Below are 22,671 nucleotides of genomic sequence, written 5' to 3'. Positions count from 1 at the left end.
AATCACTTCAACTTTGATTTTCACCAATGAGGTCAATCATTGGTGAAATCGAGGTAACTGCTCAGCAGCTCAGTGGAGGGGGAAGTTCAGGGGTGTTGCGGCTGGAGAAGCTCAAATCCCGAGCGCGTTGCTTCGAGCGGCTGGTGGGACTGAATCCCGCTGAGTTCGACCAGCTCCTGATCGAGTTGGAGCCGTTGTGGAAGCAGGCCCACCGCCGCTCCCTGCTGCGCGCCGGACGGGTCCGGCGCATTGGGGCAGGCAACACCTTCAAGCTCGACCTGAGCCAACGGCTCCTGGTCGCGCTGCTCTACCTGCGCCAGTACTTCACAATGCACGTCCTGGGCATCTTGTTTGACCTCGACGCGGCGAACGTGTGCCGGAACATCCACGGCTTGCTGCCGGTGTTGGAGCAGGCCTTGCCTGCTCCCCTACGTCCCCGGACGCTCCAGGCCCAGCCCGACGAAGCTCCCGGCAAAGAGGCCAAGAAGCCCCGGAAGATTCGCTCACTGGACGAGTTTCTGGAGGTGTTCCCCGAGTTGACCGAGAACGGAGCAGCCCCGAGGCCAGCCAAAGGTCAAGAAGGGTCAGAGGCCGGGGAAGAAGGCCGTGGGGCGACCCAAGGACAAGAGGCGTTTCTACAGCGTTAAGCAGGGCAATCACACCCTGAAGACCCAGGTGACGGTGACGCCTGAGGGGCAGATTGTCCACCTCAGTGCGACCGCTGGCGGCCCTGCGCACGACATGAAGGTGCTGCGGTGTTCCCGGCTGATGACCCGCCTCCCCCGCCACGTCCGGGTGTGGGGGGACCGCGGCTATACCGGTATGGAGAAGGTCTACCCCGACCGGGAGACTGTTGTGCCCGCCAAACGCCCGAAGAAGGGCGAGTTGAGCCAAGAGCAGCGGGAGCTGAACCGGCTGATCTCCAAGGTGCGGATCACCGTGGAGAACGTCATCAATCGCATCATGAAATTTCGCGCCTGCAAGGCGTTCTTTCGGAACCAGCCCTCAAGGCACGGCCTGATCTGGGGCTGTGTCGCTGGTCTCGTCAACCTCCGCTGGCAACGCCGACTGCACCTCTCTACGGTCTGAGCCCATGGACAGGGCAGCGGGGCGACGGGTCACGTCGCCCCGCTGCCCCTTCAGCTACTGCGCAACAGCAACCGTGTGGGAAGTCAAGGGGTGCCGTGGCGTCTCGTGGATGGCACGGTGTGACAACGCCGGGTCAGACACGGGGCGCCACGGCACTTGAGAACGAACAATGGCATTCAGGATGACCAGCAACTTACGCATACACGCGACGAGCGCCACTTTTTTAGGTTTTCCCTGTGCAACCAGACGCTGAAAAACATCCCGAAGTACCGGGTTGACACGAATTCCGGTGACCGCCGCCATGTACAGTTTGGTCCTCACCTCCGCGCGTCCTCCCCAGATGCTGCGTCGCCCTCGGGATTTCCCGCTGTCTCGGTTGAACGGTGCCAATCCGACAAGGGCGCTCAGTTGTTTGCCAGAGACTTGGCCGAGCTCAGGTAACTGGGCAAGCAACGTCAACGTGACGACCTGACCCACACCGGGAACGCTCATCAGAAGGTCCCGCTGAGCACGCCACTGCAGATCGGTCTCCATCAGGGCCTTCAGTTCCTGATCCAGCTCACTCTGGCGTTTCTCCAGAGAGGTGATGTGTGCGTGCAGATCTGCACGCACCGCTTCCGCCCGTACGGAGTGAAGGCGGTTTCGTTCCATGACCAGCATGTCGACGACTTGTCGTCGACGGTCGACCAGGTCTCCCAGTGCACGAACCCGCTCCTCAGGTACCTTCCGAGCTGGAGGCCGGACCATCTCCGCAAACAAGGCCAAGAGCATGGCATCCAATTGATCTGTTTTGGCCAGTCGACCTGTTGCTTTGGCGAAGTCGCGAACTTGACGCGCATTGGCCACGACGACCCGAACACCTTGTTGGACCAACGCCAGGACCAGATCCCGCTCCAACCCACCCGTCGCTTCCAGCACAACCAAAGTCGGTTCGAGTGCTTTCAGGCGATCCGCAAGTCGTGCGACACCTGGAATCGAGTTCTCCTCAGCAAAAATTTCTCCAGTGGGACGAATCGCAACATCAAGGCGAGCTTTGCAAACATCGATACCGACGAAGATGCTCTCCACTTGAGTTCCCTCCCTCGGGGCATCCCAGCGCCGCCCTTCCTTGCCTATGCGAGCTCATCCTCACGCAACCGTTCGGGCGCTGAACTCGGGAGAAGCAAGACGGCGAGCTTTGCTGTTGCACGGCCTCGTGGCCGGGGTCTTCATCGGTCTACCGTCCTGCGCCCCGCCACGAACATACAAGGTCTTCAGGTGTAGAGGCTGGATATGGGAGCGGAGCAGGAAGAAATTGGGAGGAACGCAGCCCCTTGGCGATACGGCTCAAATTCCACGGTCCACGAGCGGTTCTGCGCCTGGGGAGAACATGAATACTTTCGCACAGCCTGGGCCCTCGTCCTCGAAGAGGACGACCAAGAGTTGGGGACCTTGTGGGCGGAGCAAGCCGCCAACGGGAGCATGATCAAAGCCCTGTTGGGAAAAAGGGGGACGCTGGTATCCCGCAAGCCACGGGCAGCAACCCCACTGGCCGAGGAAAAGCCGAGTGTACGCGCACACTGGCTTCTTTCGTAGCCAAAGTCGAGCTTAAAGGTGAGTGCCCTTCCCGCAGGTGAGAGCAAGCTGGTGCTGCCCCCTTTGAAGAGGGCCAGAGCGTGAGCGCGCCCCTGAATGTAACGGTGATTCGGCCCCAGGGCTGGGGGTTCTTGCCGCTGGTCTGGGGTGAACGCGGGAAGACAGTGGCACGACCGGTCGAGGTGCTCCCCCTGGCAGGGCTGGAGCCGACCGTGGTGGACCTCAAGAGCTTTTCCGCCCTGCAGGCTCTGCGCGGCAACCTCCAGGGCCAACATCAGGCCGGAACCAGGGGTTAGCGCGGGGCCGCATAACGCGTGCCGTAAATGACATTCGTGGCGAGGGTGTGCGCGTCAATCTCAACGACGAACATAGGTGAGGAGCGGCGTTCACCGGTCGGCGTAAACGCGATGGCTCCAGTCACGTTGCGGTTGGTGGGAGAGTTGACGCTCTGGACGGCACTGATCAGCTGGGCGCGGGTAGGCACCTTACGGAGGCTGTGGTAGCTGTTGGCAAGCGCGTTAAGCATCGTATTCATCGAGTCATACGTGAAAGCGGACCGAACGGCGGGGGGCGTGTTGTAGGCCTTCTGGAAGTCACTGATGTAGTTCTGCCCGTTAACGTAGTTCTGCACAGGCCCGAAGCCGGTGATAAAGCGTGTTCCACCCGCGTCCCCCTGTGCCAGGCGGACAAATTCAGGGGAGTCCAGGCCGTTGCCACCCATGAACGATGTCGTGACGCCCGCCGCGCGCAACGCCCGGATGAAGGGCCCGCCGCCGTCATACAGGCCTGCGTAGAACACCAGGTCAGGTTTGGCAGCCTTGATGCGCTCTACGAGTGCAGCCTGCGCTTTGACGTCGCCGACGTTCGCTGCCCCCAGTTGCGTGCTGATTCTGCGCTGTTTTAGTTCTGCCCCGAGGACGCCTGCGATGCCGTTGGCAAAGGTCTGGTTGTCGCTCACGATGAACACGGATTTCGCTTTGATTTCCCGCGCAATGTATGTAGCAGCGGTGTCTGCCTGAGCGCCGTCAGGGGAAGTCATGCGGAAGAAGAACGTCCACTTGTTCTTGGTCAGGTCGTCATTGGTGCTCGCAGGAGAGATGAACGGCAGGGGATTGGTGGACCTGGCGAGCATCTCGCCGACTTTCAGCGAAACGCCGGACTTGGTGGGCCCGATTACGCCCAGCAACAGGGGGTCCTTCATGGCATTTTCAACCTGCGCTGCGCCGGTTGTGGCGTCACCCTGGTCATCAAGCAGTACGGTTTCGAGCGTGATGCCCATGCGGGCGAATTCGGCTCTACGTTGGGCCACAGCCAGTTCAGCGCCACGTTTGACGTCCAATCCAATGGCCGAGATGGAGCCAGTGACGGGCGCGAGTACACCGATTTTGACAGTCGCGGCGTTGGCGGCATTGCTCAGCAGGAGGGTGCTCAAAATAAGGGTGTAGTTCTTCATGGAGCTCCAGTCACGGGTTGATCGGGAAGAGAACGGGTGATGGTTACAGCTTCGGATCTGGTTGAGCAGACTTTTTTTAACTGCTCAGCGAGGAGGTCGCCGGTGAAGTTCTGCGGAGCAGCATGGCGTTTACACCCTGACAGCCTCCTTTCATGTCCGTCGGGTGGCGTGAAGGCAGCACAGTCAGGCCCCCTTTTGGAGTGCAATTGAGAACGCTCAGGACGTAGGGTTGCCCGGCTGTGCGAGGCCAAGCGCCGACGGAAAGCGCTCCAGGTCAGGCGACAGGATTAAGAGCCTATCCGGAAAGTTTTTTAATAGGAGTGACGGGAGAAAGTTTGCGCCAGAGCATGAGGCAAGGGGCCGACTTGGCAAAGCCGAGATAGAGGTCCTGCCGCTTCTCCCAACGTGTATGGCGGTGGAAGCGATTGAACCGACTGTGGCCCACCTCAACGACCCACCGCCGGGGCGGGTGGCGGTGTGGATCCCCAGCGGGGAGCGGAATGCCTTTGGTATCAGTCAAGAGGCCTCGTTGACAGCCGGCTTTTCCTCGGTCGGTGGGGTTGCTCCCCGTGGCTTGCGGGATGCCGGCGTCCCCCTTTTTTCCAACGGGGCTTTGACCATGCTCCCGTCGGCCGCAAGCCATTTCCACGCGATGCCCAATTCCTGGTCGTACTCTTCCAACACGATGTTCCAGGCGACCCGCAAACAGTCGTGCTCCTCCCAGGCACAGAACCGTTCGTGGACGGTTGATTTCGGACCGTAGCAGCTGGGCACTTGACTCCATTGGCTGCCGGTTCGAGCCAGCCAGATCAAGCCGTTGAAGATCGAGCGGGCGTCCCGTGCGGGACGCCCGCTCTTTTTCCTAGGCTTATCGATCACCAGCAGGGACGCCAACCGCAGCCACAGTTCATCCGGCACTTCCCAGAGCGTGGCTTGCGCTTTGATCTGGCCTTGATGGCGTTGAGTGGTCGCCATTTCCCACCATTCTATTTTCTTTCCCGGATAGGCCCTCAACCCACCTGCGTTGTGAGGAGCGTACCAAAGCATGTGTGGCGAAGAAGGAGCAAGAGCGGAAGACGAAACGGGCGGTACTCGGCGCACTCAAGACCCGGCCGGCCCGGGAGTTGTGCCAAACGTTGCAGGCCAGTCACGTGGATGGCCGCCTCCCATCCCCTTCTTAGGGTCTTTTCCTCAGCCAACTTGACAGACCAGGTTCAGGCTGTCAGGGAGCTGCTAAATAGCCGCCTTACCCCCACCTCTGCCCCACTGAAATGTCACTGTGTCCTGCTCAAGCTTAAGAAAATAAAGGCTGGGCAAAATCAAAAATTCGACATTTCCTTGGTCCTGGAGAGAAAATCCTCCACAGACGCGATATTAAGGCTTCGTCAGAAATTTACTCCACTGTTATTACTCTGTTATTTTTCTCTCATTAAGATGGATGAAGACACCGGGCGAGCTCACCGCTGCGTTCGTACATTTCCTCCTCGCCCCTTCCAGGAGTCCCTCCATGACTTATTCCCGTCTCCTCACTTTGATGGCCGCCCTCGCCCTGGGCAGCGCCGCCGCCGCCGTTCCCCTCGCCACCGGTACCAGTGCTGGAACGAACGCCGGCACAAGCATCACCAACATCGCTGACGCCGTCTTTGACGACCCCACTGGTGGCAACACTCCCCTCACGTCCACTTCCAACACCGTCACCACGAAGGTCAATGCCATTACTGGCTTCGACATCCTGTACGGTGACGGCAGTACCGACGACGTGGCTTACGCGAATGCGCCAGCCAACTACACCAAACCCAACATCCTCCCCGGAACGACCGTCTACACCACCTACCGCGTCGTCAACAACAGCAACATCGACAACTACGTCGTCAACATCATTGCCAACGGCAGCGCCAGCAACGTCCGGTACTATCTCGACGCTGACCGCGACGGTGTGCCCGACGACCTCAACAGCCCCATCACCTCCGTTACCCTCACCAACGGTGGATACAAGGACATCGTCCAGGCCATCCCCGTGCCGAGTTCCTCAGGTCGTGGCCAGCAGTATGTGGCCAGTCCCATGGGCAGCAATCCGGGCGGAAGCATCAACGGCGTGAGTTACAGCGCGTACAACGAAACTTCGAACCAGAACACGCCCGGTGTGTCCCCCACCTCGGGCGACTTGCAGCCCACCACGGTCAACGCCTACATCCCCGCAGCGGTGGTGGGTCCGAACAACTACCCTGACGGAAACGGCACCGGTACGTACGCAGATCCCACCACGCCCACCACCAGCATCGCGAGGCAGGGGGACGCGCAGATCGCCACGGTGGGGTCGGGCACCACCACCGTCACCTTCATCGACACCATCAAGAACAAGGGCGCACTCACCGATAACTTCACCCTCACCACTGTGACCGCCGGCGTGGTCTTCAAGACGCCGAGCGGCGCTGCCATCACGAACACGCCCGTCACCGAAAACGGCGTCATCTATGTGACGGACAGCAGCGGGACACCCACAGTCAAGAACGTCCCTGCAGGTGGCACGGCCAACTACCAGACGGTCGTTACGTACGCTGCCTCGACCACTAGTCTGGGCGTTTACGTGACCATCGAGAGCACCAGCGACTTCGACACCAGCGAGGAAGACGGGACGAACCACGTTGTTCTCGTGCCGCAAGTCCTGTTCGGTGACAAGACCAACACGGGCCCCGACGCCACGCAAAACCCCAATCCCTCAGTCGCCCCGGGTTCGACAGCCAATCTCCTCATGCAGGTCAACAACGCGGGCGCCTCAAGCGATACGTACTCGTTCACGAGTACTCAGGTGGCCTTCCAGGTCGTGGACGCCAGCGGCAACATCACCACGCAGAACGTTCCTGTCACGTACGCTGCTGATGAGAACTGCAATGGCACCACCGACGCGGGCGAGACTCTCCCCCTGACGGTGGCTTCTGGAGACACCGCTTGTGTGATCGCCACAGTGGCGGTGCCCAGCAACGCGCTCAAGGGGCAGACCCCCACCCTCACGCAAACCCTGCTCGGTACCAGCACGATTACCGCGCAGGACACCAACGACACGGTCAATGTGACCCTGACGTTCCCCACCACCCCCAGCAATAAGGGCGTGTTGATCTCGAAGTTCACTGCAAAGGCGGGCGTGACTGCAGGGAGCGAGATCGAGCCCAACACGGGACTTACCAACCCGGCGAACTACACCCTGGGCCAGACCACGGTCTTGCCTGGAAGCAACATCAGCTACCGGATCTTGGCGAAGAACGTGTACAACACCAGCGTGACGAAGTTCTTTCTCAGGGACACCGTGCCTGCGAACACGACCTTGCAGTCTATCGGCCTGACCCTGAATGGTGCGGCGGTCACGAGCGCCAATACAATTTACAGCACGGACAATGGGACCACGTGGACCCGGCTCACCACGGCCATCGCCATCAAGGCGGCCGGAACGACCTATCTCGTGGGAATGGACGCGGACAACAACAACATCCCGGACAGCCTGGGTCCTAACTCCAAACTTGAACTCGACCTTGTCACCAAGATCAACTAAATCACTTCAGTTGAGCCCGCCCCGAACAGGGGCGGGCTCTCTTTGACTTGGCTGGGCGGTAAAGGCCTGCGCCGAAAAAGACGGGGGCAACCTTGTGGGAGATCGCCGAGTGGTACCTCACCCAGCATGCCCAGGCCGGGTTGCTCGTCCGTCCGCACACCCGGATGAGCTACCGCACCGGCGTCAGGCAATTAACCACGTTCATGGCTGAGCACGCCTGGACTGTCCTGTCCCCGGAACGCGAGAACGTGCAGGGGTACGTCAACAGCCTGCTCGCTTCCGGCAAAAGCATCGCCACCGTCCAGGCCCGCGCCGCCGCGGGACGTACCCTCTATGCGACCCTGCGCGAGGTCGGCGCGACGAAGGCCGTTCCCTTCGAAGGGTCGCGCGTGCCCAAAGACCGCCGGCACCCGCTGGAAAAGAATGCGCCGTACCCAAGGCGGCGGATGGAGGACGTCCTGGAAAAAGCGCGCGACCAGGTGAGCCGTGATCCGAAACGTTCGGCGCGCCACCTGGAGGTGTGGGCGCTGCTGCTGCTGCTGGCCCACACGGGGGTGCGGACCGATGAGGCGCTGTCCCTCCGATGGCGAGGCGGGCACCTCGGCGAGGATGATGCCCGGCTGATGGTCCGGCAAAGGGCACAAGTCGCGTGAAGTGCCCGCCTCGCCGCGGCTCTCACCCGTTTTCGAGCGGTACCGAGATCAAGGCGACACACGGACAAGCAGCCCAATGCAAATCATTGTGTGGTTGGAAGCAACCGCAAGGGGATGAAACGCGCACCCGACCCCGTTCGTTTGGGAAGGAAAAAGAAGGGCTCGTTGTCAGCGAGCCTATGCTGGGTGGCCCCCTCTGGGAAGGTCTGGAGCGACGACCCTTCAGGTCGTCCCGTGAATACCTACACCTATAGCAAGTGACCCACTAGTTGTGGGGGAAGCGGTAGAGGCCAGGGCCGCGGTGTTCAATGAGCCCTTTTCGTTTGAGCAGGCAGACGGCCAGACGCAATGCGGCGGGTGTCGCTTCGGGGTGGTGAGGGCGCATGCGTTCCAGCAGATCGCCGATCAGGACAGCAGTGTCGGGACGTCTGTTCTGTACCTCCTGAATCAGAGTCAGGAGTTCAGGGCCGTAACTCTCAGCCACTTGCTGCATAGATCCAGCTTAGTTGATTATTCCTTCATTTTTGTTACAAGATCCGTGCTGGGCGGCGCCTCATGACCTCAGCGCCAGCGAGAGTTATGTGTCTTTCTAACGAGGGCACGAAGCTCGCCAACCCTGGGAACAAGCTTCGTCACCTTCCAGGTGTCCGCCGAACTGATCAGGAGGTCGCCAACCTGAGGACGTCCAACTTCCAACAGCATCGTCAGTTCGGTCTGTCCATCAGGTGTGTGCTTTATACGCGTGAGGTGCGTGTCGGGCACGAAAAATTCCATGACAGCAGCTTAGACACGGTGCACGCTGAGGATGGCACTGTTTTCTTAAAAGGCGGTGCCTCGTGACGCCCTCGCTGCTCGCCTCCTTACCGGATGCGGTACAGGCCCTTGCTGACCCGCTCAGCCACGCCTCGGCGTGCCCTGTGAGCCAGCACACCTATGAGGTAGCCCAGATGCTGCAGGGACTTCGGGCGCGGGACAAGCGGGCCCAGAACATCGACGAGGCCGTCCAGAAGGGCTACCTCACGGACCTGGGTTGGTGCCGGTCCCTGGATGAGTACCGGGAACTGGATGGGTGCGGAACCTGGCGTACGAAAACCTGGTGGCCGCGCAGGAGGCGCTTACTGGCAGTCTTTGGAAGAGTTTTTGAGATACGTCAGGCGGTTGAGATGCGCGTACTTAACTCTCAGCCGCAATTGACAGTAGTGAGGCTGCAAGCAAAGCACGATGAAAGCGAAGCCCAAGAGGAGCATCGCGTATTCCAGGAAGTGCCAGTTTCCGGCTGCAATGGACACGAGGGTTCCTCCAGCGATTGCAAACGGAGGCCCCTCTACAAACGCAGCCCTCAACTGCTTTTTAAACATATGATGAGTATAGTAGAAGCATTTTCTAAAGATCGGTATTTTTCGACTTTTCTACTTGTTTGTCCTCGGCGACGCCTGGAGTACCCGTTGGATGACGCGCAAGCAGCGATGAAGCGCTTTACCTGTCTCGGCAGGCTGGGAACCGTCGAGGCCCCGAAGACGGCCGGACCCGCTTCTGTCAGTTGTTGGACCTGCGTGTGCAGCTGACCCAAGCCCTCAGGGCTCAGATCCTGCGCTACCCCTCGCAGATTCACAGGTTGGCCAGGGACATGAAAGCGCTGGTGGGACACTTGCCCCAGGTGAGTGGTTTCCCGAGCTCGGGGAGGTCGAGAGGAATTTCGACCAGGACAGTTCTCTGTTCTCTTATCATAGAGGTCCACGTCATACGGTCCACTGGTGGGTCACCTGCCATGGGAGTAGGCTTCTGGACCCCTGAATGAGAGAGAACAGAAAGCTGTCCTGGTCGAAGTTCTCCTCGACCTCCCCGAGCTCGGGAAACCACTCACCTGGGGCAAGTGTCCCATGAGGCGTGTTTGTTGGCGGAGGACGTGCCTGAAGCGATGATCACCAAGCGTTTCTGACCTTTCCTCTTAAGGTTTAGCTTAAGGGGAAAAGGAGCTCTCCGGAATGTTACATGCGCGGAACACCGTCTAGCAGGCCCTTCCCCTTGTTTTAATATCTTAACTCCTCTCTCACGCTTTATTTATTTGTGAGCTGCCTGTAAGGAACTTCTCTTTACGCTGCTCCCAGTAGGCTCTGGGTGATACGGGCCGCTTTTGGTCATGTCCCGTCCACTCAGCACCAGAGTGAGGAGAAGAGGATGAACACGAAGAGGACAACACTGGCACTAATGGCCGCTCTGGCGCTGGGAGGGGCCCACGCTGCAAGCGCAGGGACAACTGCAGGTACGGCAATCAACAACACTGCCACGTCCGTCTACGACGACCCTGGTGGTGGCGTTACGGGCTTGACCACGACGTCCAACACGGTCACGACCTTGGTAAACCCTGTTACTGGTTTTGATGTTCTTTACAGTGACAGCAGCGCCGATGACACCTCGGCCACCACCCCAGCAGCCACCTATGACAAGGGTAATATTTTGCCGGCTGGGACGGTAACGACCAAGTACCGCGTCGTGAACAACGGCAACGTCAACAACTACGTCGTGAATCTGTCTGCGGATACCACTGGCAGCGCCACCGCACTTCCCGCCACGGCTCCATCGAACGGCGCGGGTGGCGTCCAGTATTTCCTCGATACCAACGAGGACGGTACGCCCGACAGCAACACGCCGATCACCTCGGTCACCCTGACCAACGGTGGCACCCAGGGCATCGTGCAGGTCATCACCCTGCCGGACAATGCGCCAAGCGGTGCGCAGTACTCGGCCACCCCAAAGGGAACGGCCCCCGCCGGCAGCGTCGTTGTGGGCGGCACCACCCTCAGTTACACGGCCTACAACGAAAGCTCCAACCAGAACACACCAGGTACGCCGGCCACGAACGGAGACTTGCAGTACACCCGCGCCACGACCTACAGCCCCACCGCTGTCGTGGGCCCGAGTACTTACCCAGCGGCTGGCGCAAGCGGCAGCTACACCGATCCCAGCCAGAACACCGTCACGATCTCCCGTTCGGGCGATACGCAGACGGCCGCGGTTGCCTTCGGCAGCACCACCACCACTTTTATCAATACCCTCAAGAATACGGGTGCCCTTACGGACAGCTACGTCTTGACCTCCACCACGCCTACGGGGGGAACGGTCGAGTTCAAGACGCCCAGTGGCGCCACTATTACGGCGGGAGGGGTCACCGAGGGCGGCATTACCTACAAGTTGGTCAGCGGTGCGGTGCAGGTGCAAAACGTTCCCTCAGGGAGCACGGCGGACGTCCGCACGGTCGTGATCTACGGTTCCACTGCCGGTGCACAGAACTTTGTGCTCAGCATTGAGAGTCTGAGCGATGTAAACACCACTGCTGAAGACACCACGACGAACACGGTCAATGTCCCCGGACTGCTGTTCGGTGATAAGACAAACACAGGTCCTGACGCCTCTCTGAACCCCAATCCCAGTGTGTCCCCAGGTTCGACCGCTTCGGTCAACATGCAGATTAAAAACAGTGGTGGGGCATCGGATACCTTCTCCTTCTCCTCCCAACAGGTGCAGTTCCAGGTCGTGGATGCCAGCGGCACCATCTCCACACAAAACGTCGCCGTGACCTATACGGCCGACGCCACTTGCAGTGGTTCAGCAAACGGCACCCTCCCTCTGGCGTTGGCCTCTGGAGCGACTGGCTGTGTGATCGCCACCGTCAACGTTCCCAGCAACGCACTCAAGGGCGTAACCCCGGCGTTCACGCAAACGGCCACAGGCGCAACCAGTACGGCTACGGCCACAGATACCAACGACACCATCACTGTGCCGCTGATCTTCGCTTCCACCCCCAGCAACAAGGGCGTTGTGATGGCGAAGTTCACGGCGAAGAGCGGTGTGGTGGCAGGTACAGAAACTGAAAGTAACAGCGGCCTGACCAACCCGGCTGGTTACACCCTGGCCCAAACGACGGCATCGCTCAAAACCAATGTCAGCTACCGAATCATCGCCAAAAACGTCTATAACACCAACGTCACGAAGTTCTTCATAAAGGACACTGTCCCCACCAATACCACCTTGAATTCCATCGCCTTGACCAGAAATGGTACAGCCGTTGCAGACGCTGACACCATCTACAGCACGGACGGCGGGACAACCTGGACGGCACTCACCACCGCTATCACCAGTAAGGCGGCGGGAACCAACTATCAGGTGGCGGTCGACACCGATCACGACAACGTGCCGGATACCCTGGGGCCCAACAGCACCTTGCAATTGGACTTCGTGGTGACCCTGGGCTGAGGCGTTGCCGCCTCAGGGAGAAGCAAAGCACCTTATCAGCAGGCACGTCTCCCAAAGCTTTGGGAGACGTGCCTGCTCTTATTTTTGTGGCCGTCACTCCACGCCTTGTTGCGGCCAGCAAAGTAATACTTGCCGGGTCGGGACGTTTGCCGTCCGCCACAAGGAGAGTTGAGCCGGTTGAAGTGGGTGTAGACCTCAAGCAGAACCAGGCGAGCTTGCTGCCCACCTTGCACCCTGTCCTGGACGCCTGCGCGGCCGGTACCACCCTGGTGGTTCACTCAATGCTCTGTATCAAAGCCAATCAATACAACCAGGTGGGCCAGAAATTGAGGCCCGCCCCTTTTGCTTCTGATGACCGCTGCGCCCAGCAGTCTACCCCTGCCATTGCCAAAGGCGCAGTAGGCGCTGACCATATTCAGTTTGCCCTGCCGTGACGTTCTCAGCCAGAACGTCTCTTTCCCTTACAAGCGTCTTGGAAACTTCGCAAGCGCTGTAGACCCCCACAACAGCCGCGCGGTCTCCCGTCATTTCTCCACTTTCCGCGCCACCAGTCTGCCAGTGGCAACCAAAGAACCTACGCCCCACACGACATTCCCCTTGACTTCTCGCTTCCTGGACCCCTGCGGTCCAGGCCTCCTTTCTCACGGGCTTCGTTCCCCTTCTTCCCCAATCAACATTAAGAGGATTTGCAAGGACCCTCCTCGGGAGAGCAATTTTTTGCCGTATGGGAGGATTTATTTCGCGATTCCCCTTAAGAAGCAGACCTTAATACTTCCTCATTGTGGTGAGGTGGTTGTAAGGACCTCATCGTTACACTCCTTTTCGAAAGTCCTCGCCTGACTGGAGTGGCGAACTGAATCGCCCTCTTCGCACCCCTAAGGAGTCCTTGATGAAACCCCTCACCCCAACCGTCTTACTCAGTCTGCTGGGGGTGGCCCTGGCGCAAGGCACCTCTCCCCTCACACTGGATTACAGCCAATCGCTTGTCCGAACCGTCACCGTGGATGGCAAAAGCAGTGAGCAACGTACGCCCAACTATGTGAAGGTTCGCCCCGGTGACCTGCTGGCACAAACGGTGGTGGCCCGGAACGTCTCCAGCCGCACGTTAAAGAACATCGTGGTGCGCTTGCCTGTGCCCACAGGGATGGTGTACCAGGGGCCCGATGGTGGAACTCAAACGGGGGTGCGAACCGAGTACTCCATTGACGGTGGCAAGACCTACGCCGCGTCACCCACCAAGAAAGTCACTGTCACCGAGAACGGCAAGAGCGTAACGAAGGACGTCGAGGCCAAGCCCAACGAGTATCAGGCGGTGCGTTGGCTGATCAGCGAGATGAAGGCGGGCAGCGAGATGAAGGTCAGCTTCCGTGCTCAAGTCAAGTAAGCCTCTTTTTCCCACCAGTATTCCATCAGGTATTGCGGGCCAACTGCCCTTACACAAGGAGAACAAGATGAAAGCAAGCACGAAGTTTCTGGCCCTCCTCGCGGCCCTCGCCGCTGGTTCCGCCTCTGCTGCCGGCGTGACGGCCGGAACGTCCATCAAGAACGTGGCGGTGGCCTCCTTCGATGACCCGAATGGTGGCGGCTTGACGAGCTCGTCTTCGCAAGAAGTCATCACCACCGTCCTGGCCAACCCCAGCTTTGACATCTTCTACTACAACAACACCAACGATAAGACCACGGCGGGTGGCACTCTGCCCACCAACTACGAGCTGAGCGTCAAGAACGGCGACGAAATGCAGTCTGCCTACACGGTCAGCAACGCCGGTAACGTGAACAACTACGTGGTGTCGCTGACTGCGGACACCACCGGTACCACCGCTGGCAGCAACCCCCGCCCCGCCACCAATGTCAAGTACTTCGTGGATGCCAACGGTGACGGCATTCTCCAGGCGAGTGAGCGCGGCGCAAGTGACGCGCTCGCGGTCGTTCAGGTCACGCTTCCCGTCGACGACATCACCACGAACACGGACGAGGGCAAGGTCAGCATCATCCAGGTCATCACCGTACCTGCGGGCGCCAACCCTGGCGAACAGTACGCTGTCAGCCCCCGCGGTACGGGCGACACGTACGTTGACAACAACGGCAACCCCACCAACACCCCCAGCGGGAACACCGTGCAGGAAGCCACGAGCGATCTGCAGTTCGCGCGTGCCGTCGTGTACACCCCCACGGTCTCCACGACGCCCCCGGTCACCAATCCCCCCACCCCCACCCCCAATCCTCCCCTGCCGCCCATCACGCCCGTTCCCACCCCTGTGTACCCGGACCCCAACGATCCCACTCCGGGCAACCCCAAGACCTACATCGGCGTGATCGGCGACGACCAGTACGCCTACCCCAAGGCGGACATCGACAGCACGAACGAGAAGGTGACCTTCCTCAACGAGGTGAAGAACAGCGGCACCATCGACGACACCGTCAACCTGTTCCCCACCAACGCCGGCACCATCAACAACAATGACGGTACCTTCACCATCCCGGTCACCCTGCCCAACGGTACGGCCGGTACGGCGACGGTCCGGTTCCTGAAAGCGGACGGCAGCGGCCTGCTCCCCGTGGTCAACAACTGGCCCACGCTGACGGTGGCGGCCAATGGCGGCGCGGCCAACTACCGTGTGGAAATTACCTACCCCGACTACGACGCGGTGGCGGACAGCAACCCCGGCCCCATCACGGTCACCATCGGTGTCGACTCGGGCAACGATGCCGGCACGACGGCGGACGACACCACCAACGACGTGATCTACCCCAGCCAGCTCCAGTTCGGTGACTCGACCCCGGCTCTGGGCGCTGTGTCCACCCCTACCCCCACGGAAGCCGTGGTTGTGGCGGCCAGCACGGGCACCTCTCCCAACACCACGACGGACCGCACGGCCATGTTCCTCATGGACGTCGCGAACACGGGTGAGTACGCCGACACCTTCAAGCTGAATGGCTCGGTGAGCGTTCCGGTCTCCACCTCCGCTACGGCCTCCACCGTTGAGGTCAAGTACTACCTGGACAACAACGGTGCGCTGGGCACCCAGTTGACCTACGACGCGGTGAACAAGATCTACACCACGGGCACGGTGGCGGCCAACACGGAACTCAAGGTCTGGGCCGTGATCGACCTTCCTGCCGACGCCCTGGCCACCTCGTCCAACGGAAGCAGCAACCCCCTCGCTGTCAGCCAGAACGTGACCAGCGTGTACAGCGGCATCAACCGCACGGACAACAACGACCTCATCACCATCACTGCCGTGCCCACCGACCCCAACACCCCCACGACGCCCCCCGCGAGCGGCGTGCTGGTCACCAAGACCGTGGACAAGGCGGCGGCCAAGCCTGGCGACAACCTGCAGTACACCATCCTTGCCAAGAACAACTTCAACGCTTCCCTGAAGAACTTCATGGTCACGGAATCCAACAGCAACACGAACGGCTCGGGCGGCACGACCAACGTGTTCACCTGGACCACCTTCCAGAGTGTCAGCGCCACCTACAGCGGCTCGTACGTTACGGGCACCGTGATGTACCGCTTCAACAGCGGCGCCTGGAGCACCAGCAACGCGGCGCCGGCCAACGTGACCCGCGTGGACGTGGCGGTGGATACCAACGGTGACAGCAACATCACCGCTGCAGACACCATGGCCGCAGGTGGACAGATCAGCGTGAGCATGACCGTTAAAGTCAAATAATTCCTCCACGTGGTGCGCCCCCTCGCTGAACAATTTCGGGGGGGCGCACTCACTTCATCGCCTGTCAAAAACACGAGATTCTTTTTGTCCTGCCGACTTTCCTTTCCTGGCCCATTTGTGGGGCCTCCTCTCTCCCGTAAGGATGTGGTCTGTTTGAAGCGCTCCCGCGTGCTGTCCGTGTTCGCCTCCCTCGGTCTTCTCTCTGGCCTCCTGCCAGGCCTGGGCCCCATAGGTACAGGACTGGCCCAAACGGGCACTGCTCCCGCCACAACTGCGACGCCAGCTGGAACGGAAATCCGAAATCAGGCGGTGGCGACGTTCGATCCACTGGAGTCGGGCGGCGTCTCCTCAGCCGTGTCAGGCGTGATTCTTACCGTTGTGCAGTCCATCTGCGCCGTGAGTGTGCAACCCGACGGCACGGTACAGGCGCCTGGACAAACGGCCGCGATCAAGAGTGGTGCGGGAGCCGTTTTTCGCTACACCGTCGTGAATGCAGGCAATGAAACGTTCGAGTTTCCATTGTTGACTCGCGCTGAACCCGGCAGCGCCTTTGTACCGGACCTGCGGCTGGTGCTGGATGACCGCACACCGGTGACCGATGCGCCCGTGGTCCAGCGGCTCAAACTTGCACCTGGTGAGCGGGCGGATCTCCGCCTGGGCGTTCAGACCACAATGGGCATGGAAGGCAGAGCGTTTGTGAACGTCATTGCCGGTTGCCCAGATGGAAATGAGGGGGACGCCAACAACGTCAGTCAGCTTGTCGTGGCCCCACCTCCGGCCTTAACCGTCACCAAGACGTTCGAGCCGGCCCTGATTCGTCCCGGCGACGAGACCACGGTTACCGTCACGGGCCGGAACGCAGGCGCCGGAGAGAGCGACGAGGTGGTGCTTTCGGACCCACTGTACGCACAATTGGATCAGGGCTTGGTGTATGTCCCAGGGAGTGCCAGGACCAGCGCTGGCGTTCTGGAATACACGGCGGATGAGCAGGGCTGGAGCACCAGCGAGCCCACTCTGGTGCGTAACCTCCGAGTTCGCGTGCCCAGCTTGAAGCCAGACGACACCTTTACCCTGACGTTCCGCATGCGTGCTGGTGAGGCCGCTGAAAACCACGTGATTCCCAACGTGGCCACAGCCGTGACGGGTTCGCAGGTCGTCAGTGGCAGCGCTGCTGTGGATGTGCGCTACCAGCCTGCCGTTGCCATCGGGCCTGTGGGCCAGCCGGAAGTGCCGGAGAATACCCCTGCCGACGTACAGACGCGTGAACTGGCAGTGGTGGGGCAGCAGGTGTGTTTCGATCACACCCTGAAAAATACGGGGGACGTTCGAGATCTCTTCACCGTGACGGTAACCTATCCCCAAGGAGCGGCCCAGCCCACCCTCGTCGGGGCGGACGGACAACCCCTCGCGCAGCCCTTGCCCCTGGATCCTGGCGCCGAAGCCTCTGTGCGGATCTGCCACACGGCGACCCGCACGGGTGTACTGGAAGCACTGATTACGGCGAACGGTGCGCGGGGCACGAGCAATACGACCCGCGACCGGGTGCAGGGCGTAGAGGCTGGACTGCCGGAACTTGTCAAGACTGCTGTGCCCGACGCCACCCGTACGCTCTCTCAGGGTGAGGGCATCGTTTACACCCTGCAGGTCCGTAACCCCTACGATCGCCCCCTGAACGGTGTCACCGTGCGTGATCCACTGCCGGCACACGTCGACTTTGTGAGCGCTTCGGAAAATGGCACGGTGAGCGGCGCTGTCGGCGAGCAGGTCGTGACCTGGAATATCGGGACCCTGGCGGCGGGTGAGGCCCGCACATTCACTGTGGCCGTGAAGGTCAGTCCCCGCGCGTTGGACGGTGAAGCCCTCAGAAACGTGTTCAGCTTTGTTGCCACCGAGTTTGGCGAAGCGCTACCGAGCAATGAAGTCGTGAACCCCGTGTGGAACGCGGCGCTTCAAATCACCAAGACTGTGAGCAGTACGTCCGTTACGCCGGGGGACCGGTTGACGTACACCCTGCGTATTCGCAACCTCTCGGCCACCACCAATGTGGAAAACGCGGTGATTACCGACACGCCGGCCCGCGGGCTGGAGTACCTGGCGGGCACCACCATCCTGGACGGCAAGGGCTTTGCGGACCCCAACATCTCGAATGGCGCGATGCACTGGAACGTGGGCGTCCTGCCCGCCGGTGGAACAGTCGAGATTACGTATCAGCTCCGCGTGACGGCGGAGGCCACCGCCGAGCTCCGCAACACGGTGCAAGTGGTCGGAGACGGCGCGGGTGGTACGGTGCGCGCCATTGCCAGCAATATTGCCACTGCCGTCACTCGGCTGAACCTGCTGAATTTCGCACCACTGTCCGACATCCTCGGCACCGTATTCGTGGACCGCAACCGCAACGGCCTGTATGACCCTCAGATCGACACGCCTGTCGAGCGCGCGCGGATCATTCTCGCTGGGGGCCGCCTGGCCCTGACCGACAAAGCGGGTCGTTACCACTTTGCCAACGTGCCCTTCGGCACCCAGGCGCTGAGGCTCGATCCCAACACCATGCCTTACCTTCCCCTGGGTGTTCCGCAGGACGAGGGCCTGAGCGGCACCCGGACTGTGCATGTGCGGGGTTTGACCACTGTGGATTTCCCGCTGGCACCTCTGGCCGGTGACATTGCAGCCACCCGGCAGACCACGCTCACGGTCGGCGATGTGCGGCTGGAGAAGACCGTACAGCTGACGCCACAGGGCTACGCCGTCACGTTGAAGGTGAAAACGCCTCACGTGCTGTCTGAAGTTAACCTTAACGATCCATTGCCCACCGGGGCCACGCTGCAAGAAGGACGCAACACGCTCTCCGGTAGCCTCCCTTCAGGAGAAACGACCCTCACCTACCGCTTCGTGTTTCCGGGCGGCCCTGATACCGCCGTAACCGATCCGGTCCTGCTCTGGAGGAACTAAAGTGCAACCCCATCTGCCCCGAACCCTCACTGTCCTGACGGCCCTCCTGTTGGCTGGTCCTGCGCACGCTCAAGGCGTCAGCACCTCGCCTGCAGCGTCAGCGGGTGCAGCGGCGAGTGAGCAGCGAACCAGTACGATTCACTTGCCTTTCGAAGCGCCCGTTCAAGCCCGCGAGCTGGTCATCGCGCAGCAGGTACCGTCAGGGGCTCAGTACATCCCCGGCAGCGCTCGCCTGAACGGGGTGGTGACCGCCGATCCAAAGCGGAGTTCGAGCAGCATCCTGTATTGGGTGCTTCCCGGCCAGCAACGCGGCGTGCTGAGCTATGAGGTCCGGCACAGCGGGCCGCTGGGCGCCCTGCCCGCGCCCTCACTGCTCGCTCGTCTGAACGGCGAACGGACGGAGCTGCTTTCCGGGCAGATTGACGCGGCGGACCTCCGCTCCGCAGTGGCGATTCAAGCGGTACAAACTGGCGAGGAAAACAACGGCGTCATCAGGCTGCCTTTGAACAACAGCGTCATTCGCACGCGCGACCGCATCGCCATCGTGGTAGAAGCGCCGCAAGGCGAACGGCCTACAGTGACCGTGAACGGCAAGGTCGTGGGAAGCGACCGGTTGGGGACAGAAGTTCAAGACGGCGTTCACGGCGTGCAGCGCCTGACCTACGTGGGTGTTCCCCTCCAACCCGGACCGAACGTGCTGCGCGTTGGATCGGAAGAGGTACACGTGGTGCTGGCGAGCGGAACTGCCCGCGTCGAACTCACGCCGTTGGAACTCGTCGCCAATGGCAGTTCACCCCTTCGACTCCGGGTGCGCGCGCTCGACGCCTTCGGTACCCCCACCGGACAGTCCACAGTGACGCTGCGAACCAACCTCGAACCCCGGATTCCCGATGTCGCTCCAGCGGAGGCGGGCTATCAGCTGAAGTTAACGGACGGGGAAGGCATCCTGGAACTTCAGCCGCAAAGTGCGCCCACCAGCCTCACGGTTGACACCCTGTTGGGCGATCAGGTGACCTCGTCACGCTTTGAGGTCACGCCCGACCGTTCGCGCGTTGGCGTTGGGATGGTCAGCGCCACGTTGGGCCTGGATGGCGACCTCAACCTGAGTCAGGACCTAACCGTGCAGGCCCGCGCCTACGTTGAAGCCCCGATCGGTGCTGGGAAGCTCTACGCTGCTGCCGATAAGGACGGCCTGCCTCAGACGGACAATCCCAACGTGCGTTCGCCCGTCTTCGGTGACGCGAGCACGGAGGAGACGCCCCTGCAGGGCCTTGATCCCGTGGCAGCGGTGTACGATCACCCGCAGTTCCGGGCGACGTACCGCCGGACCGCCCTGCCCATTGACGTGCTTCCCGTAGGAGAGCAGCTCACCGCCCTCACGGTCACCACCAAGAGCAATCCCACGGTAAGCGGCTTCGTGGCGGGGGTCCCCGGAGACCGGGTGTCCGAAACCTCCGTGACTCCCGATGGCACCCGCATCCTGCGCCTGCCAGACTCCGGTCTGAGCGAGGGCAGTGAGACGCTCGAAGTGGTCACGCTGGAACGCAGCACCGGCAAAGAACTGGGACGGACGCCCCTCAGGCGCAACGTCGACTACATCCTGGACGTGAACACAGGCATCGTAACGCTGGTGCGTCCCCTGGACCGCTTCGATGCAGAGCTCAATGATGTGCGTGTGCTCGCCAGCTACCGCCTGGCCCAACCATTGGCCGGACGTCGCCTCGCGTACGGCGTGCAGGTGCAGCGGGTGGGCCGGAACTACAAGGTGGGTGCAGCGGCTGTGCAGCTTGACGGGCGCACGACCCTGGGAGCCCGCGCCAGTTATGACAACGGCACCACCCGCGCGGAAGCGAAGGTGGCCTACTCGGGGGGTCTGCAGGCAAGCGCGGATGTGACGACCCGGATCGGGGACGATTCGGCCACGTTCAAGGTGCGGTACCAGGATCAAGGGTACGCCGGCCTCGCGCCCTTCACTCCGGGATTCAGCGTAAACGGCAACTACTCGGCCCGCCTCGGCTCCAACCTGAGCGCGGTGCTTGATGGCGAGTACCACAAGACGGCCAGCACTCAGGGTGGCAGCGTGACGGCGCGCACCGACTACCGCTTCTCAGCGTTCAGTGTGGGCGGCGGTCTGAAGTACGCCTTTGGTGACACCAGCGGACTGGGGGCTGTGGTCAGCGCTGGGTACCACCAGGCGCCACTGGACCTGGACGTGGTGCACACCCAACCGCTCAGTGGCAATCTGGACACCACCACGGCATTCAACGTTCGTTACCGGGTGAATGACAAAGTGACGGTCGGCCTTAAGGACGACATTACGTGGGGCAAAGGCCAGACTGCAGCGGTCACCCTCGATAGCACGCTGGGCAACGTGAATTACGCCATCGGTTATGAGCTGCCCACAGCGAGTGGGGCAGGCAACCGCGCCCGCTTTGGTGTCTCTACCGTACTGCCTCTGAATGCGCGAACGACGCTGGGCCTGCGTGGCGGTCTGATGTACGACGTGGGTCAAGGCAAGGCGGAGGCCACAGGAGGCGCGGACCTGAACTACCGGGGCGACACCTACAGTGCTTCTACAGGGGTCGATCTCGTGTACCGGGAGGGCCAAATCGGCACCGTGCTTCGGGGCGGGATTACGGGCAGCGTAACGCCCAACCTGACCTTGACGGCAGACGGCCTTGTCGAGTTTGGTGCGGGCCGCAACGGTCAGCGCTTCGCCGTGGGCTACGCCTACCGCAACCGCACGTTGAACAGCCTGGGTTACTTGCGGTACGTGCAGGGCACCCTCGCGGGTGACAAGCCCGAACTGAGCAGTGGCGTGAGCGCCGAGTACCGGCAGGCCAGCTGGGCCGTGCGCGGCGGGGTAGACACCCGCAACCTGCTGAACGATCCGGGCAGCCTGACTGTGCAGACCTCCCTGGGCGGCACCCTGTACCTCACCAACCGCTTCGGTGTCGGCGGCTGGGCACGGATGCTGATGCAGCCTGAGAGCAGGCAAAACGTGCTGGGGTACGGCGTAGAAGGCAGCGTGCTGGCCTTGCCAGGCACCTGGCTGACCGCTGGGTACAACTTTGCTGGGTTCGACGGTTTACCCTCGGCAGGAACTTACAGCAAACAGGGCCTCTATATCCGACTGGATTTAACTCTGGACGAAACCTTGGGAAGCAGGAAGTGACATACGGGAGTGTTGCTTACGCCAAGGGGCGTGGGTTTGTCTCTTGGTTGCTGCCGCGTCCTGTAGCGGTGGGTATGGGTTGTTATCCTGAGTGTGTCTCAGGGCAGGGGAAGGCGTAACGCGAACCGTTGCCCCTTCCCCTTTTAATGACCAGGTCTTCTGCCCCGAGGGAGACCAGTTCAACTGAAAAAAGACATTAAAAGTAATACATACTGCATTGATTGAGCAGGATGCCTCCCTGTACCGCACCATTGATGCCGGACCAGGTTTGAGGGAATGCCGAGCGGGCCCATCTC

Annotated in this window: 15 protein-coding genes and 1 pseudogene; 10 read left to right on the top strand and 6 right to left on the bottom strand. The window is 61.1% G+C overall.

Annotated elements, in window-relative coordinates:
• Positions 1–95 precede the first annotated feature (95 nt).
• Positions 96–1,089, top strand: a pseudogene (locus B9A95_RS11460) (transposase family protein).
• 54 nt (positions 1,090–1,143) lie between these two features.
• Here B9A95_RS11460 and B9A95_RS11455 read toward each other — a convergent pair.
• The gene (locus B9A95_RS11455; protein ID WP_245808261.1) at positions 1,144–2,157 is read right to left on the bottom strand and encodes an IS110 family RNA-guided transposase; all 1,014 of its coding nucleotides are present in this window, start codon (positions 2,155–2,157) and stop codon (positions 1,144–1,146) included.
• A 587-nt stretch (positions 2,158–2,744) separates the two neighbouring features.
• On the opposite strand from B9A95_RS11455, the gene B9A95_RS11445 reads away from it, so the two are divergent.
• The gene (locus tag B9A95_RS11445) at positions 2,745–2,960 is read left to right on the top strand and encodes a hypothetical protein (protein WP_084047407.1); all 216 of its coding nucleotides are present in this window, start codon (positions 2,745–2,747) and stop codon (positions 2,958–2,960) included.
• On the opposite strand, the gene B9A95_RS11440 is transcribed toward B9A95_RS11445, so the two are convergent.
• Both B9A95_RS11440 and B9A95_RS11435 read right to left on the bottom strand, forming a co-directional pair.
• On the bottom strand, positions 2,957–4,117 hold the full coding sequence (locus B9A95_RS11440; protein ID WP_084047406.1) for a branched-chain amino acid ABC transporter substrate-binding protein: 1,161 nt from the start codon (positions 4,115–4,117) through the stop codon (positions 2,957–2,959). The genes B9A95_RS11445 and B9A95_RS11440 overlap by 4 nt on opposite strands.
• Positions 4,118–4,633: 516 nt before the next feature.
• Positions 4,634–5,092, bottom strand: a complete 459-nt coding sequence (locus B9A95_RS11435; protein WP_170928596.1) for a transposase — start codon at positions 5,090–5,092, stop codon at positions 4,634–4,636.
• Between the two features lie 532 nt (positions 5,093–5,624).
• Here B9A95_RS11435 and B9A95_RS11430 point away from each other — a divergent pair.
• Both B9A95_RS11430 and B9A95_RS11425 read left to right on the top strand, forming a co-directional pair.
• Entirely contained in the window at positions 5,625–7,664 is a 2,040-nt protein-coding gene (locus B9A95_RS11430; protein WP_139806704.1) for a hypothetical protein, read from the top strand.
• A 92-nt stretch (positions 7,665–7,756) separates the two neighbouring features.
• On the top strand, positions 7,757–8,317 hold the full coding sequence (locus B9A95_RS11425; protein ID WP_084047403.1) for a site-specific integrase: 561 nt from the start codon (positions 7,757–7,759) through the stop codon (positions 8,315–8,317).
• 265 nt (positions 8,318–8,582) lie between these two features.
• Here the strand turns inward: B9A95_RS11425 and B9A95_RS11420 are convergent, their stop codons facing one another.
• The 3 genes from B9A95_RS11420 to B9A95_RS32115 form a co-directional block, all read right to left on the bottom strand.
• Positions 8,583–8,810: a hypothetical protein gene (locus B9A95_RS11420; RefSeq protein ID WP_084047402.1), complete on the bottom strand. Its 228-nt coding sequence runs from the start codon at positions 8,808–8,810 to the stop codon at positions 8,583–8,585.
• 68 nt (positions 8,811–8,878) lie between these two features.
• Positions 8,879–9,091, bottom strand: a complete 213-nt coding sequence (locus B9A95_RS33600) for a hypothetical protein (RefSeq protein ID WP_170928595.1) — start codon at positions 9,089–9,091, stop codon at positions 8,879–8,881.
• A gap of 341 nt (positions 9,092–9,432) precedes the next feature.
• A complete protein-coding gene (locus B9A95_RS32115) occupies positions 9,433–9,675 on the bottom strand; it encodes a hypothetical protein (RefSeq protein ID WP_139806703.1) in 243 nt (80 codons plus the stop codon).
• A gap of 820 nt (positions 9,676–10,495) precedes the next feature.
• On the opposite strand from B9A95_RS32115, the gene B9A95_RS11415 reads away from it, so the two are divergent.
• The 6 genes from B9A95_RS11415 to B9A95_RS11390 all read left to right on the top strand — a co-directional run bounded on the left by B9A95_RS11415 (position 10,496) and on the right by B9A95_RS11390 (position 22,375).
• Positions 10,496–12,571, top strand: coding sequence for a hypothetical protein (locus tag B9A95_RS11415; RefSeq protein WP_139806702.1), 2,076 nt, complete (start codon positions 10,496–10,498; stop codon positions 12,569–12,571).
• A 68-nt stretch (positions 12,572–12,639) separates the two neighbouring features.
• Complete coding sequence (locus tag B9A95_RS11410; RefSeq protein WP_139806701.1) at positions 12,640–13,005, top strand: hypothetical protein; 366 nt, start codon at positions 12,640–12,642, stop codon at positions 13,003–13,005.
• A 455-nt stretch (positions 13,006–13,460) separates the two neighbouring features.
• Positions 13,461–13,955, top strand: a complete 495-nt coding sequence (locus B9A95_RS11405; RefSeq protein ID WP_084047399.1) for a hypothetical protein — start codon at positions 13,461–13,463, stop codon at positions 13,953–13,955.
• A 67-nt stretch (positions 13,956–14,022) separates the two neighbouring features.
• Entirely contained in the window at positions 14,023–16,251 is a 2,229-nt protein-coding gene (locus B9A95_RS11400) for a DUF11 domain-containing protein (RefSeq protein WP_084047398.1), read from the top strand.
• A 153-nt stretch (positions 16,252–16,404) separates the two neighbouring features.
• Positions 16,405–19,200, top strand: a complete 2,796-nt coding sequence (locus B9A95_RS11395) for a DUF11 domain-containing protein (protein ID WP_245808260.1) — start codon at positions 16,405–16,407, stop codon at positions 19,198–19,200.
• Between the two features lies 1 nt (position 19,201).
• Positions 19,202–22,375, top strand: coding sequence for a hypothetical protein (locus tag B9A95_RS11390; protein WP_139806700.1), 3,174 nt, complete (start codon positions 19,202–19,204; stop codon positions 22,373–22,375).
• The last annotated feature ends 296 nt before the right edge of the window (positions 22,376–22,671 follow it).

Source organism: Deinococcus hopiensis KR-140, from assembly GCF_900176165.1.
GTDB classification, from domain to species: domain Bacteria; phylum Deinococcota; class Deinococci; order Deinococcales; family Deinococcaceae; genus Deinococcus; species Deinococcus hopiensis.
This window is presented reverse-complemented; position numbering and strand designations above follow the sequence as displayed.

Bases quoted from the DNA above. Each gene is read 5' to 3' on its own strand.
- B9A95_RS11440 (WP_084047406.1), bottom strand. From the start codon at position 4,117: ATGAAGAACTACACCCTTATTTTGAGCACCCTCCTGCTGAGCAATGCC.
- B9A95_RS11435 (WP_170928596.1), bottom strand. From the start codon at position 5,092: ATGGCGACCACTCAACGCCATCAAGGCCAGATCAAAGCGCAAGCCACG.
- B9A95_RS11430 (WP_139806704.1), top strand. From the start codon at position 5,625: ATGACTTATTCCCGTCTCCTCACTTTGATGGCCGCCCTCGCCCTGGGC.
- B9A95_RS11420 (WP_084047402.1), bottom strand. From the start codon at position 8,810: ATGCAGCAAGTGGCTGAGAGTTACGGCCCTGAACTCCTGACTCTGATT.
- B9A95_RS33600 (WP_170928595.1), bottom strand. From the start codon at position 9,091: ATGGAATTTTTCGTGCCCGACACGCACCTCACGCGTATAAAGCACACA.
- B9A95_RS32115 (WP_139806703.1), bottom strand. From the start codon at position 9,675: ATGTTTAAAAAGCAGTTGAGGGCTGCGTTTGTAGAGGGGCCTCCGTTT.
- B9A95_RS11415 (WP_139806702.1), top strand. From the start codon at position 10,496: ATGAACACGAAGAGGACAACACTGGCACTAATGGCCGCTCTGGCGCTG.
- B9A95_RS11405 (WP_084047399.1), top strand. From the start codon at position 13,461: ATGAAACCCCTCACCCCAACCGTCTTACTCAGTCTGCTGGGGGTGGCC.
- B9A95_RS11400 (WP_084047398.1), top strand. From the start codon at position 14,023: ATGAAAGCAAGCACGAAGTTTCTGGCCCTCCTCGCGGCCCTCGCCGCT.